The sequence below is a fragment of the Pseudomonas bijieensis genome (assembly GCF_013347965.1).
GTDB lineage: Bacteria > Pseudomonadota > Gammaproteobacteria > Pseudomonadales > Pseudomonadaceae > Aquipseudomonas > Aquipseudomonas bijieensis.
The window spans coordinates 6,193,718-6,207,493 of sequence record NZ_CP048810.1 but is presented as its reverse complement, the minus strand read 5'-3'; the positions used below and the strand labels follow the sequence as shown (position 1 = coordinate 6,207,493).

14 protein-coding genes are annotated in these 13,776 nt (G+C 62.4%); 9 read left to right on the top strand and 5 right to left on the bottom strand.

The genetic code is table 11. From position 1 onward, the window contains the following. Positions 1-263: 263 nt before the first annotated feature. Complete coding sequence (locus GN234_RS27695; RefSeq protein ID WP_163857631.1) at positions 264-998, bottom strand: thioesterase II family protein; 735 nt, start codon at positions 996-998, stop codon at positions 264-266. Between the two features lie 145 nt (positions 999-1,143). Here GN234_RS27695 and tam point away from each other — a divergent pair, with 145 nt between their 5' ends. From tam to GN234_RS27675, 4 genes are all read left to right on the top strand, one after another. Next, positions 1,144-1,914: a trans-aconitate 2-methyltransferase gene (gene tam / locus GN234_RS27690; protein ID WP_176689368.1), complete on the top strand. Its 771-nt coding sequence runs from the start codon at positions 1,144-1,146 to the stop codon at positions 1,912-1,914. Between the two features lie 91 nt (positions 1,915-2,005). Continuing rightward, positions 2,006-3,139 carry a cupin-like domain-containing protein gene (locus GN234_RS27685; protein WP_163857624.1) on the top strand — a complete coding sequence of 378 codons (1,134 nt, stop codon included), beginning with the start codon at positions 2,006-2,008 and terminating at the stop codon, positions 3,137-3,139. Positions 3,140-3,381: 242 nt separating this feature from the next. Beyond that, a complete protein-coding gene (locus tag GN234_RS27680; RefSeq protein WP_176689367.1) occupies positions 3,382-4,182 on the top strand; it encodes an SDR family oxidoreductase in 801 nt (266 codons plus the stop codon). After that, positions 4,175-5,998, top strand: a complete 1,824-nt coding sequence (locus GN234_RS27675; RefSeq protein WP_176689366.1) for a glycoside hydrolase family 15 protein — start codon at positions 4,175-4,177, stop codon at positions 5,996-5,998. The genes GN234_RS27680 and GN234_RS27675 overlap by 8 nt, the downstream gene beginning before the upstream one ends. Positions 5,999-6,138: 140 nt before the next feature. Here the strand turns inward: GN234_RS27675 and GN234_RS27670 are convergent, their stop codons facing one another. After that, a complete protein-coding gene (locus GN234_RS27670) occupies positions 6,139-6,504 on the bottom strand; it encodes a DUF6124 family protein (protein ID WP_176689365.1) in 366 nt (121 codons plus the stop codon). A 548-nt stretch (positions 6,505-7,052) separates the two neighbouring features. On the opposite strand from GN234_RS27670, the gene GN234_RS27665 reads away from it, so the two are divergent. Continuing rightward, positions 7,053-7,430, top strand: a complete 378-nt coding sequence (locus tag GN234_RS27665) for a hypothetical protein (protein ID WP_109754543.1) — start codon at positions 7,053-7,055, stop codon at positions 7,428-7,430. A 28-nt stretch (positions 7,431-7,458) separates the two neighbouring features. Beyond that, positions 7,459-8,361, top strand: a complete 903-nt coding sequence (locus GN234_RS27660) for an alpha/beta fold hydrolase (RefSeq protein WP_116833081.1) — start codon at positions 7,459-7,461, stop codon at positions 8,359-8,361. Here GN234_RS27660 and GN234_RS27655 read toward each other — a convergent pair. Next, positions 8,330-9,322, bottom strand: coding sequence for a GlxA family transcriptional regulator (locus GN234_RS27655; RefSeq protein WP_116833082.1), 993 nt, complete (start codon positions 9,320-9,322; stop codon positions 8,330-8,332). The two genes, GN234_RS27660 and GN234_RS27655, sit on opposite strands and share 32 nt — an antisense overlap. Positions 9,323-9,422: 100 nt before the next feature. On the opposite strand from GN234_RS27655, the gene inhA reads away from it, so the two are divergent. Then, entirely contained in the window at positions 9,423-10,112 is a 690-nt protein-coding gene (gene inhA, locus GN234_RS27650) for an isonitrile hydratase (protein ID WP_176689364.1), read from the top strand. Between the two features lie 226 nt (positions 10,113-10,338). On the opposite strand, the gene GN234_RS27645 is transcribed toward inhA, so the two are convergent. Continuing rightward, positions 10,339-11,076 (bottom strand): SDR family oxidoreductase, encoded by a 738-nt coding sequence (locus GN234_RS27645; protein ID WP_163857605.1) that lies wholly within the window; start codon positions 11,074-11,076, stop codon positions 10,339-10,341. A gap of 202 nt (positions 11,077-11,278) precedes the next feature. Here GN234_RS27645 and GN234_RS27640 point away from each other — a divergent pair, with 202 nt between their 5' ends. Further along, positions 11,279-12,226 carry an AraC family transcriptional regulator gene (locus GN234_RS27640; RefSeq protein WP_176689363.1) on the top strand — a complete coding sequence of 316 codons (948 nt, stop codon included), beginning with the start codon at positions 11,279-11,281 and terminating at the stop codon, positions 12,224-12,226. Between the two features lie 160 nt (positions 12,227-12,386). Then, positions 12,387-12,824 carry a hypothetical protein gene (locus GN234_RS27635; protein ID WP_371925598.1) on the top strand — a complete coding sequence of 146 codons (438 nt, stop codon included), beginning with the start codon at positions 12,387-12,389 and terminating at the stop codon, positions 12,822-12,824. A 460-nt stretch (positions 12,825-13,284) separates the two neighbouring features. Here GN234_RS27635 and GN234_RS27630 read toward each other — a convergent pair whose 3' ends face one another. Next, entirely contained in the window at positions 13,285-13,743 is a 459-nt protein-coding gene (locus tag GN234_RS27630) for an SRPBCC family protein (RefSeq protein ID WP_109754535.1), read from the bottom strand. Positions 13,744-13,776 lie beyond the last annotated feature (33 nt).

Here is a 13,776-nt window from a genome sequence, read left to right as displayed (position 1 = left end):
TTCTGGGGTATCCGGAATCAGTGGGCACTAGGCACAAAGGCAAGTCGTCCCTATGAAACGAATGCAAACCGGAAAAATTAGCGTTTGGGAATTTGTGTCAGGAAGGAAAAACCGTGGCGAGGGAGCTTGCTCCCGCTCGGCTGCGCAGCAGCCGCAAAATCTGCCAGCCTCGAAAGAAAGGGGGCCTGGCCTGGCTGGGGTCGCTTCGCAACCCAGCGGGAGCAAGCTCCCTCGCCACAAAAGCAGGTCGTTTAGATCAGTGGTCAGGCGCTGGTGGCCAACCCATGCCGCCGATGATGCACGCTCAACTGATCCTTGATCAGCCGCAGCACCTTGGCCTCGTGCTCATGAATGAAGAAGTGCCCACCGGCCAGCATGTCCACCGAGAAGCTGCCCGTGGTTTCCCGGCGCCAGCCCATCAGTTGCTCCGTGGTGGCCTTGTCGGCCGTGCCGCCGAACACATGCACCGGGCAGTTGAGCAGCGGCCGCTGCCGCGGCTGGAAACGTCCGCACAGTAAAAAGTCGGCCCGCAGGATCGGCAGCGTCAGGGCCATCAGTTCTTCATTGGCCAGGATCTCCTCGCTCGTACCGTTGAGGGTGCGCAGTTGCTCGATCAACTCAGCATCGGTTTTCGCCTTGGCGAAATCGCGGTCGTAGTCGGCCCGCATCGTCGGCGCCGCGGTGCCGGAGGCAAACAGCGCCACCGGTTCCGGGCTGCCGAGTTCACGCAAGGCGTGGGCGATTTCACAGGCCAGCAGCGCGCCCAGGCTGTGGCCGAACAAGGCGTACGGGGCCTGGAGCGTCGGGTACAGCTCCCGCGCCAACTGCATCGCCAACGAACCCATGTCGGTGTGCAGCGGCTCGTCGAAGCGCGCCCCGCGCCCCGGCAACTCCACTGGCTGCACGTGCAGCCATTGCGGCAACGTGCGCCGCCAGCGGCTGTACACCATCGCGCTGGCGCCGGAATAAGGCAGGCACAGCAGGGTCAGTTGAGTCACTGCGGTTTTCTCCGATCGGTCGTGTAGGGAAGATAACGAAATCGTAACCCACAGAATTAGTCAAAACCGTTACGTTCGCTCTATCTTCTTCACCCGGCCTTATACTGGCCGCACCTCGACTCACTGCGCCGCACAGGAGAACGCCATGGGCTGGTCCGCCAAGCAATACGTCACCTTCGAACAGGAACGTACCCGTCCGTCCCGGGACCTGCTCGCCGCCATCCCGCCCACACAGGCCCGTTCGGTGATCGACCTGGGGTGCGGCCCGGGCAATTCCACCGAACTGTTGGTGGAACATTTCAGCGGCGCCACGGTGCGCGGCCTGGACAGTTCCAGCGACATGGTCGACGCCGCACGCAAACGCTTGCCCGCCGTGGCGTTCGACACCGCGGACATCAGCCAATGGGATGAACCCGGGCCGTTCGACGTGATCTTCGCCAACGCGGTGCTGCAATGGCTGCCCGACCACACCACCCTGCTGCCCGCGCTGATCGGCAAACTCGCCCACGGCGGCAGCCTGGCGGTCCAGATGCCCGACAACCTGCACCAGCCCTCCCACCGCCTGATGCGGGAAATCGCAACAAACGGGCCTTGGGCCAGACAACTGGCCGGGGCGGCTGAATCGCGAACCGAGATGGCGGATCCCAGCACGTATTACTCGGTCCTCAAGCCCCACTGCAGCCGCGTCGATGTGTGGCGCACCATCTACCACCACCCCTTGGCCGGCGGTGCCGCGGGCGTGGTGGAATGGTTCAAGGGCAGCGCCTTGCGGCCCTTTCTCGAGCCGCTGGATGAGGCCCAACGCGAGCAGTTCCTGGCGCGCTATCTCCAGGCGATCGAACAGGCTTATCCGGCATTGGACGATGGGACGGTGCTGCTGCCGTTTCCCCGGGTGTTCATGGTCGCGACGCGTTAGGGCGACGGTCGATGATGCAGTGACGGGGCCTAAATTTCTGATCCAGGCCCTCGTTACCTGCTAAGACCAAAAACCCGCAAGAGTGACCGCCGTGGACCTGCAAACCATCCTGGGCAAGCTGTTCGCCAATGCCGGCGCCGTTGGTATCGAAGGCGTCTTCCAATTCGTGTTCGGCCCGCACCAGGCGTACTGGTCCGAGGTCAAGGCCAGCAGCCGCACCCAGGCCGGTCGGCACACCAGTCCTGACGTCACCATTGAAGTGGCGGAAAAGGATTTCCTCGGGATCATGGCCGGCATGGCCAACGTTGAAGAACTGTTTGCCAGCGGTCGCCTGAAGATCGGCGGCAACATGGGCCTGGCGACGTTGCTGCCGCAAATCATCGACCATGCCCGGCATGGCGGTGGCGTGGCGGAAAAGGTCGACATGAACAAGCGCTACCCCACCCCGTCGCGCTTCAGCGAAACACTCACCGCCAGCCTGCCGGTCCAACGCGACGTAGAGCGGCGGCCTCGCAGTGGACTGTCGGTGCAGGAGTTCCAAGCGCGTTATTTGCCCCACGGTATTCCGCTGGTCATCAGCGATGCCTTGCAGGACTGGCCGTTATTCAAGCTCAGCCGCGAAGAATCCCTGGTGCATTTTGCCGAGCTGCAAGGCATCACCCGCCACGGCGACTACGTGAAGAAAACCTTCTCTACCGAGCGGGATTTCCGCTCCACATCCATGGCCGACTTCATCGCCTCCCTGGACAGCCCGGCGGTCAAGGGCAGCGATGGCGAACCACCGGCCTACATGGGTAACAACATCCTGCCAGAGCGGCTGATGAAACAGATCAAGTACCCGCCCTACTTCGACCCATCGTTGTTCATCCCGCCGCGCATCTGGATCGGCCCCAAGGGCACCCTCACGCCGCTGCACCGCGATGACACCGACAACCTGTTCGCCCAGGTCTGGGGCCAGAAAACCTTCACCCTCGCCGCGCCTCACCACCGCGAAGCCCTGGGTACCTGGTCCACGGCGCCCCAAGGCGGGCTGGATGGCTGTGATTTCAACCCCGACGCGCCGGACTACCAACGCTTCCCCCACGCCCGCGACGTGACCTTCATGCGCGTGACGCTGGAGGCTGGGGATTTGCTGTTCTTGCCTGAAGGTTGGTTCCATCAGGTGGAGTCGGTGTCGACGTCGTTGTCGGTAAATTTCTGGGTGAATTCGGGGCGGGGTTGGTAACCGCTGATCTGAAGCAACATTCTTTGTAGCAGGCAGATTGTGGGAGCAAGGCTTGCCCGCGATGAAGGCAATGCGGTCTTTCGGAAATCGAGTCGCCTGTTTCGCGAGCAAGCTTTGCTCCCACAGTCCCCTTGCCACAGGTTTGTGTTTGGACCTGAAATATGAAGACCGCTTCACCCAAGTGAACTCCTCCCACCTCCCACCAGTCAGCAGGTAAGGCCCTCCATTCAAGGTGCTAGACCATGCAGATATCCCTCGCCCGACAGGTTGCCCTGGTCACCGGCGCCAGCTCCGGCATTGGCGCAGGCGCGGCCAGGGCATTGGCGGACGCCGGTGCGTCGGTGGTGCTCAACTACCACTCCAGCGCCGGCCCGGCACAAGACCTGGCCCGTGAAATCAACGCCAACGGTGGCCGCGCCATCGCCGTCGGTGCCGATGTGTCGAAGGAGCAGGACATCGAGCGACTGTTCGCCCAGACTCTCGAAGCCTTTGGCACGCTGGACATCCTGGTGGCCAATTCCGGCCTGCAAAAAGACGCCGCCGCCGTCGACATGAGCCTGGAGGACTGGAACACGGTGATCGGCACCAACCTCACCGGCCAATTCCTCTGCGCCCGCGCCGCCCTGCGGATTTTCACCCGCCAGGGCATTCGCCAGGGCGTGTCCCGGGCCGCCGGCAAGATCATCCACATGAGTTCGGTGCACCAGCGCATTCCCTGGGCCGGCCACATCAATTACGCGGCGTCCAAGGGCGGTGTCGATCTGTTGATGCAGAGCCTGGCCCAGGAAACCAGCCACCAGCGCATCCGCATCAACAGCATCGCCCCCGGCGCCATCCGCACGGCCATCAACCGTGACGCCACCGAGGGCGAGCAGGAGCAGAAACTGCTGGAGCTGATTCCTTACGGTCGCGTCGGCGACGTGGAGGACGTCGCCAACGCCGTGGTCTGGCTGGCCTCGGACTTGTCCGATTATGTGGTGGGCACCACGCTGTTCATCGATGGCGGGATGAGCCTTTATCCGGGGTTTCGTGGCAATGGCTGATCATGATGAACCGCAAAGCCCCATCGAAAACCACGGCATCATCGGCGACATGCGCACGGCTGCGCTGGTCAATGACCGCGGCAGTGTCGACTTTTTCTGCTGGCCGGAATTCGACAGCCCATCGATCTTCTGCTCGCTGCTGGACACCCCGGAGGCAGGCATCTTCCAACTCGCGCCAGACCTGTCGAACGCCCGCCGCCAGCAAATCTACCTGCCCGACACCAACGTGCTGCAAACCCGCTGGCTGAGCGACGACGCCGTGGTGGAGGTCACCGACCTGCTGCCCATCGGCGACAGCGAGGATGATCTGCCAGTGTTGATGCGCCGGGTGCGCATGACCATCGGCAGTGCGACGTTTCGCATGCGCTGTGCGGTGCGTCACGATTATGCCCGGGCCGCCACCACCGCACGCCAGGATGGTGCCCACATCTGTTTCGAGGCGCCGGGGCAACCGAGCCTGCGCTTGTGCGCCGATCAGCCCATGACGCTGGACGGCAACGCGGCGGTGGCCGAGTTCACCCTGGAGCAGGGCCAGAGCGCCGAGTTCCTGCTGGGCGGCATCGACGACCCGCGCCTTCAGGATGACGTCAGCGCGATATGCCTGGAGCGGACCCTGGCGTTCTGGCGCGGCTGGATCGGCCAATCCACCTATCGGGGACGTTGGCGGGAAATCGTCAACCGCTCCGCCCTGGCGCTGAAGCTGCTGACCTCGCGCAAACACGGCGCGATCCTCGCCGCCGCCACCTTCGGCCTGCCGGAAACCCGCGGCGGCGAACGCAACTGGGATTACCGCTACACCTGGATCCGCGACGCCTCGTTCACAGTCTACGCGTTCATGCGCCTGGGCTTTGTCGAAGAGGCCAACGCCTACATGCGCTGGCTGCGCGGGCGAGTCAGCGACTGCTGTGACCAACCGATCAAACTCAACATCCTCTACGGCCTGGACGGTCGGCTGGAGCTGCCGGAAACCGAGCTGTCGCACCTGAGCGGTTTTGGCAATGCGCAGCCGGTGCGCATCGGCAACCTCGCCTACCAGCAGGTGCAGTTGGACATCTTCGGCGAGCTGATGGACGCCGTGTACCTGGTCAACAAATACGGCGAAGCCATCTCCCATCAAGGCTGGAAACACACCGTCGACGTGGTCGACCAAGTGTGCAAGGTCTGGCAGGACAAGGATGTGGGTATCTGGGAAATGCGCGGCGACAAACAGCATTTTCTGCATTCGCGGCTGATGTGCTGGGTCGCCGTCGACCGCGCCATCCGTCTGGCCGAAAAACGCTCCCTGCCCGCCCCGTTCGCCCGCTGGGACGAGACCCGCCAGGCCATCTACCAGGACATCTGGACCAATTTCTGGAGCGAGGAACACCAGCATTTCGTCCAGCGCCTGGGCAGCACCGCCCTGGACGGTTCGATGCTGTTGATGCCCCTGGTGCGCTTCGTCAGCGCCCGCGATCCGCGTTGGCTCTCGACGCTCGACGCCATTGAAAAAAGCCTGGTGCGCGACGGCATGGTCTATCGCTACCGCAACGACGACAGCCCCATCGACGGCCTCAGCGGCATAGGAGGCTCCTTCGCGGCCTGCTCGTTCTGGTACGTCGAATGCCTGGCCCGCGCTGGCCGCGTGGAGAAAGCCCAACTGGAGTTCGAACAACTGCTGCGCTACGCCAATCCGCTGGGGTTGTACGCCGAAGAGTTCGACAGCCACGGTTACCACCTGGGCAACACACCGCAGGCCTTGACTCACCTGGCGTTGATCAGCGCTGCCAGCTTCCTGGACCGCAAGTTGAGCGGGGAGAAGAATCATTGGCAGCCGTGAGCTGCCCTTCAGCCTGAACGCGATCCCTGTGGCGAGGGAGCTTGCTCCCGCTCGACTGCGCAGCAGGCGCAAAAATCCTGGGGTCGCTTCGCAACCCAGCGGGAGCAAGCTCCCTCGCCACAGAGAAAGCGGTGTGCTGGCTACTGCGTTGAGTCAGCCAGTTCGATGTCATCCAACGCTCGGTTGGCCAACAACCTGGCCAGCTCGATCAACTGCTGAATCCCCAGCGCAACATGCCGCCGGGAACCTTCCAACTCGAACCCCAGGTCACTGACCAGCGCATCGGCCGAGGCCAGGGTTTCGCTCAGGGTGGTGAGCACCGATTCGGTGTTGAGGCCGGGGACCACGGTAAAAACCTGGCCCTCCTGGGTGTCGGGCTTGGGCGGGGTGGGCGACAAGTGGATGTTCAGCGCCCGGTCGGCGGCTTCGCGGAGTTTTTTTGTATCGAGGGTGGTGTAGGCAGAGAGGTCTTCTGCTTTTGGGGGATTGGGGGTGATCTTGATCATGATATGAAGCTCCATTCAAAAGTGGAGTTCGCCATTTCCGCGACCAAGCAGAGGGTGGCGAACTGTACGCAGGTTGGTCGACCAGGGAATGGAAACCCGGCAGGGCCCGAAGCCCTCCCACGCACAGTCAGCCATAAAGCAGACAGCCGCTCGCGCGGCATTGTGCGCCATTCTAAACCCGGGCGACCAAACCCGGTCGCTGATTTTGCAGCGACGGACAAAGCCTATCCCCACCCTTTCCGAACCGGCAACCGACGCGACTCGTCAGAAAATTCCGGTTCACCTATTTTTTTGTAGGAACACAACCCCGTGGCGAGGGAGCTTGCTCCCGCTCGACTGCGCAGCAGGCGCAAAATCTCCCTGACACAAGGGGGTCGCTTCGCAACCCAGCGGGAGCAAGCTCCCTCGCCACAGAAGCAATCACCACAGTTCGCCCATTTATCGTGACGCCCCCTTTCGAGTTGCCAGCCCCGCCAACCCCTCCTAAGATCGATGCACTCACGGGTGCAGCGGAGCTGCCCGATAAAAACCCGACTCAAGGATCTGACATGACCCATATCAAACGCCCCATCACCACCCCGCCCCGAACAGGCCTGACCCGCGAAGACCTCTGGGAAGGCCAGGACCGGGGCTTGATCAAATGCTGGGAAATCGGTCGCGAGCGCGCGGTGAAGTTTCCCGAACTGGCACAACGCTGCCTGGCCGGTGAATTGCCCGTGCTGGGCTGGAAAGGTGGCGTGAGCCGCAGCCTGAAAAAAAGCGAAAAATTCGGCTGCCTCAAATACCTCGCCCAATGGCAGGGCCTGCGCGGTGAAGACCTGGACATCGACCTGACTCAGGAGCGCACCCTGACCTGCGCCAACACGAAGATGATCGTGACCTTCACGCCGGATCGGGCCAAATACGTCAATCAGGAACCCGCCTGACTGCAACCGCGCTATACCGGAGGCCAACATGAACTTGAATCCCAAGGTCAACTTCGCAGTCACGCCGCTGTTGCGCATCGCTTACGAAGAGCATGGCCCCGCCAGCGGCGAGCCGATCATCCTGCTGCACGGTTTCCCTTACGACCCGAGAGCCTTCGATGAAGTCGCGCCCGCCTTGGCCGAGCGTGGCTACCGGGTCATCGTGCCCTACCTGCGCGGCTACGGCCCGACCCGCTTCAACAACCCGGCCATCCTGCGCTCCGGCCAACAAGCGGCGTTGGCGCAAGACCTGCTGGACCTGATGCACGCGCTTTCCATTCCCCAAGCGGCACTGTGCGGCTACGACTGGGGCGGCCGGGCGGCGTGTATCGTCGCGGCACTGTGGCCCGAGCGCGTGCGCTGCCTGGTGACCGGCGACGGCTACAACCTGCAGGACATTCCCCGTTCCACGCAGCCACTGCCCCCGGAAACCGAACATCGATTGTGGTACCAGTACTATTTCCACACGGCGAGGGGTGTCGAAGGCCTGACGCAAAACCGCCGTGAATTGTGTGAATTGCTCTGGCGCCTGTGGTCCCCCACCTGGAAACGCGGCGCCGAACTGTATCCCCTCAGCGCCCCGTCGTTCGACAACCCGGACTTCGTCGATGTGGTGATCCATTCCTACCGCCATCGCTTCATGTACGCACCGGGCGACCCGACGCTGGAGTGGATGGAGGAACAGTTGGCGGCACAACCGGCCATCAGCGTGCCGAGCATTTCCCTGTGCGGCGCCGATGACGGCGTGGGGCCCGCGCCGGAACACGATGAAGACGCCGAGCATTTCAGCGGTTTTTATGAGCGCCGCGTGCTGGCCGGCGTGGGCCATAACATTCCCCAGGAGGCCCCTGAGGCCACGTTCAAGGCATTGCTGGATCTGCTTGAGGGCTGACGGCGAAGCGCTCGCGATAGGCCTGGGGCGTTACGCCCATGGCCCGCAGGAAACTGCGGCGCAGGGTTTCTTCGCTGCCGAAGCCGCATTGCACCGCCACCCGCTTGATCGATACGGCGGTGTCGGACAACAGACGGCGAGCGGTTTCCACGCGAATCAACTCTACCGCCCGCGCCGGGGTCTGGCCGGTGTCGGCGCGGTAGTGCCGGACAAAACTGCGCTCACTCATGCCCACCTCGGCGGCCAGGCTCGACAGGCCCAGGTCACGGGTGAGGTTTTCGGCGATCCAGGCATGCAGGTCATCGAATCGACTACCCTGTTTTTGCAGCGACAACGTCACGCTGAACTGCGATTGACCACCAGGACGCTTGAGGAACACCACCAGATGCCGGGCGACTTCCAGGGCCACCGCGCGGCCCAGATCTTCCTCGACCAGCGCCAGGGCCAGATCGATGCCAGCCGTGACCCCAGCCGAGGTCCACACCGGACCGTCGTTGATAAAGATCGGGTTGGGTTCGACCCGCAGTTGCGGATGTTGCTCGGCCAGTTGTTCGCAGCGGGTCCAGTGCGTCACCACGCGTCGTCCGTCCAGCCAACCGCTGGCGGCCAGCAGAAACGCTCCGGTGCACACCGATGCCACCCGCCGCGACCGCAGGCCGTGATCCTTGACCCAGGCCACCAGCGTCGGATCCTTCGCCGCCTCGTACACACCCCAGCCACCGGCGATCAATAGCGTATCGCTGCCTTCGCTCGGCAGCGGCTCGGCCAGCAGCGCCAACCCCGCCGAGGACATCACCGCCCCGCCCCCCACGGCGATGACCGTCGGCGCGTAGGGCAATGGCAGGCCTTGCTGGCGGGCCAGGTCGTTGGCCGAGGCAAACACCTGCAAGGGCCCGGTGACATCCAGCACTTGCACGTTGGCGAAGGCCAGGACATGCACGGTTTTCGGTGGGTTGGGCATATTGGCGTGATTCGTGGGTTTATTGGCGTATACGCCAGAGCCTACGGATCTAAAGTAGAACCGTCCACCCCTCGGGCAATCATCCACAGGAGAACGCGACATGACGTTGCAGATCGGTTTGCTGTTATTCCCTCAAGTCCAGCAGTTGGACCTGACCGGCCCTTACGACGTGCTGGCCTCGTTGCCAGACGTGAAGGTCCACCTGATCTGGAAGGACCTGGCCCCGGTCACCGCCAGCACCGGGCTGGTGTTGTTGCCCACCACCACGTTCGAGAACTGCCCGAAGCTCGACGTGATCTGCGTTCCTGGTGGAACCGGCGTCGGCCCCCTGATGGAAGACGAGCAGACGCTGGCCTTCATCAAGCGGCAAGCCGCCGAGGCGAAATACATCACCTCGGTGTGCACCGGCTCGCTGGTGCTCGGTGCGGCGGGTCTGTTGCAGGGCAAGCGCGCCACCACCCATTGGGCCTATCACAGCCTGCTGCAAACCCTGGGCGCGACACCGGTCAAGGACCGCGTAGTACGCGATGGCAACCTGCTCACTGGCGGCGGCATCACTGCCGGGATCGATTTTGCCTTGACCCTGGCAGCCGAACTGTTCGACCAGGACACCGCGGAACTGGTCCAACTGCAACTCGAATACGCCCCTGCCCCGCCGTTCAACGCCGGCAGCAGCCCGGACACCGCGCCGACGCGCGTGCTGGAAGAAGCAAACCGGCGTGCGGCCGAGTCGTTCCGGGTGCGCTCGCAAATCACCCAACGTGCTGCGGCGCGGTTGGAACGGGCGTAACGATGGACCTCAAGACTAGGCACAGACTATGTTGGGCTGGGCACAGGCTTGAGGCAGTCACCATGTGGCGAGGGAGCTTGCTCCCGCTCGACTGCGCAGCAGGCGCAAAATCCTGGGGTCGCTTCGCAACCCAGCGGGAGCAAGCTCCCTCGCCACAATGGTCAGGTTTCCCCCCTCGTGGCGATACAACCTGCTCATGAGGGTTTCCTGTTGGGTCGGCCTCGACTCAGAACGGGCTGGCGGTGGGTCGCACGATCAGTTCGCTGACGTCCACGTCCGCCGGTTGTTCGATGGCGTAGGCGATTGCCCGGGCGATGGCTTCGGCCGGAATGGAGATCTTGCGGAACTCGCGCATTTCGGCACGTCCACCTTCATCGGAAATGCTCTCGGCCAGTTCCGATTCGGTCACGCCAGGGGAAATCACCGTTACGCGCACATCCCCCCCGACTTCCTGGCGCAAGCCCTCGGAAATCGCCCGCACGGCGTACTTGGTGGCGCAATACACCGCAGCGGTCGGGCTGACGGCGTAGGCACCAATGGAGGCGATATTGATGAACTGGCCGCTGCGCTGGCGCTGCATCAGCGGCAAGCCGGCGGCGATACCGTGGAGCACGCCACGGATGTTGACGTCGATCATGCGGTCCCACTCCTCGACTTTCAGAGCTTCGAGCTTGGAGAGCGGCATGACCCCGGCGTTGTTGATGATCACATCGACACGACCGAACCGCTCGACAGCAAAGTCGATCAGGTTCTGGACGTCATCGCGACGGGTCACGTCCACGGCTTTGCAGACCGCTTGCTGGCCGGCGGTTTCGAGTTCGTGTACCAGTGTTTGCAAACGATCGATGCGCCGGGCGCCCAGCACGACACGAGCACCGCGAGCCGCGAGCAGCCGCGCCGTTGCTTCACCGATCCCGCTGCTGGCACCCGTGATGACCACTACTTTGTTTTGAATATCGGACATGATGGTTTCCTCGTCTGGATGTGTCGGCCCCCGGTGGGAGCGTTTTGACAGGTCCAGATTAGGGAACCGCCCCATGCCCGGGTTAGCCGGATCCTCCTGCGCACTTGCACGATCCTGTAGCGATAAAACCGACTCTGGCCGACAGCCGCGCAATCGGTTTTACTAGCGCGGTCCACTTATTTGGTCTGGGAGATTGATCGGCATGTCGGTATCCACGTCCATCCACCTTGCGCCAGACGACGGCGTCAGCCAGCGCCGCGCTGAACTGGCGAGCTTGATGAAGCGCTTTGCGCCGGAGTTCGGCGTCCACCCCACGGCCATCGAGGCCTTGCACCTGATCCGCAGCGACCAGCCAACCGAGGCGCTGCACACCGTGCACAAGCCTGGTTTGTGCGTGATCATCGAGGGGCGCAAGGAAGTGCGCCTGGCGGACGAATGCTACGTGTATGACCCGCTCAATTACCTCGTTGTCTCGGTGACCCTGCCGTTGGCTGGCCAGGTGATTGAAGCCAGTCCCGAGTGTCCCTACCTGTGCATCCGTCTCGACATCGATCCGGCACAGATCTGCCACCTGATCGCCGACGCCAGCCCTATCGGCGTGCCGCCCGAAAGAAGCGGACGTGGATTGTTCCTGGACCGCATCGATGCGCCATTACTCGACGCGATGCTGCGTTTACTGCGGCTGTTGGACAGCCCGGACGATATCGCCACCCTCGCGCCATTGGCCCAGCAGGAGATTTTCTACCGGCTGCTGCGTGGTTCCCAAGGCCAGCGCTTGCACGAAATCGCCATTCCCGACACCCAGACCCATCGCATCAGCCGAGCCATCGAGTGGCTCAATACCCATTACGCCGAGCCGCTGAGCATCGACAGCCTGGCACAAATGATCAATCTCAGCCCTTCGGCCCTGCATCACCGCTTCAAAGCCGTAACCGCCATGAGCCCGCTGCAATACCAGAAACAGCTGCGCCTGCAGGAAGCCCGACGATTGTTGTTGGCGGAGAACAGCGACGTTTCATCAATCGGCTACAAGATGGGGTATGAAAGCCCTTCGCAGTTCAGTCGTGAATACAGCCGTCTATTTGGCGCCTCGCCGAGCAAGGACATCGCTCGTTTGCGCGCCCAGGCGCTGCAAGCCAGTAGCGCCTGATCCTGCCCACAGACAGGATCAGGCAAAACCAGGACAGTATCCGTCTAACGCCCGCCCCCTCCTCGCCCCTAATCTGAACCCATGCAGCAAGACAACCGTCGCCGCTGCAACGGGTTCAGCAGATCGCGATATCTGAACGACCCGGCACTCGACCCTTGATATGACCGGAGTCTTTACCATGAAAACGTTCAACACTTTGATCGCCGTTACCGCCTTCGCCCTGAGCGCCAGCGCGTTTGCCTTGCCGAGCCAGCAGCAAGACCGTTTCTTTACCCAAGTTAGCGACTACCAGCAGCCTGTGGCCTCTGATGGCGCAGACCGGACACCTGGGGGGCAGACCTTGGCCGCCGATGGTGCGGACCGGACACCTGGCGGGCAAACCTTGGCCGCCGATGGTGCGGACCGGACACCTGGCGGGCAAACCTTGGCCGCCGATGGTGCAGACCGGACGCCTGGGGGCCAGACCTTGGCCGCCGATGGTGCGGACCGGACACCTGGAGGACAAACCTTGGCCGCCGATGGTGCGGACCGGACGCCTGGGGGCCTGATCCTGGCGGCCGATGGTTCCGACCGCACCATGGCTCGGCGCTTGGCATGATCAGTCCACTTTTTCACAGACGAAAAAAAACCCGCCTAGGCGGGTTTTTTGAGGACCAATTTGACTCCCTGTCCGGCATTCCATGCCTGGTCCAATCATCCATGACCCTGAGCACTCCCTGTACCCAGTGGATGAACATAGATTAGGCCCACCGGAGTTTCTGGAAAAGACGAGAAAGCAGCAACAGCGTGTAAGCGTTTCGCTATAGAACCTTTCCAGACTTTTTTGTGGGCGAAAAAAAACCCGCCGAAGCGGGTTTTTCCAAGACCATTACGACTCCCTGTCGATAGCTTTCCTTGCAAGGTCGATCGTCCCTGATCCTGAGCACTTCCTGTGCTTCAGTGGATAAGTCCAGATTACGCCTCGGATCCAAAATGAAATAGACGACATAGCTACCATCTCGTGTAAGACATTCGCTATACAACCCCCCTCCGAAAACCCTTAGCCCTGCAGGCCAAGATCAAGACTTGCTCAGGAAAGCTTCAATGTTGGCCATCTGCTCGTCCCAGCCACGGCTGTCCATGCGAAAAGCCTTGAGCCGACGGGCCTCGGGGATATTGTTGAAGCCCGACTCCACAACTTTGAGCAAGGTACCGCCATCCATGTCCTCGAGTTCGAATTGCACCCGGGTTTCAGACTCCTGGGAATAATCCACCTGAGGCTCGACAGCGTAAGGATGCCAGCGAAACGAGAACACACGCTCTGGCTCCACCCGCTCCACCGCCACGTCCCAGATGAGGTGCTCGTAACCTGGGTAAGTGATTTGCCCCTGGGTACGCTCACCTGCCACAAACCGTTTCCCCTCCAGGGCGACACCGAACCATTGGCCGAAGGCTTCGGCATTGGCCAGGGCTCGCCAGACTTGAGAGCGCGGAGCCTTGAGCAGGATCTTTCTTTCAATGCGATCGGATGAATGCATGAGTCACCTCTGTGTTTCAACAGTAGGCTTGTA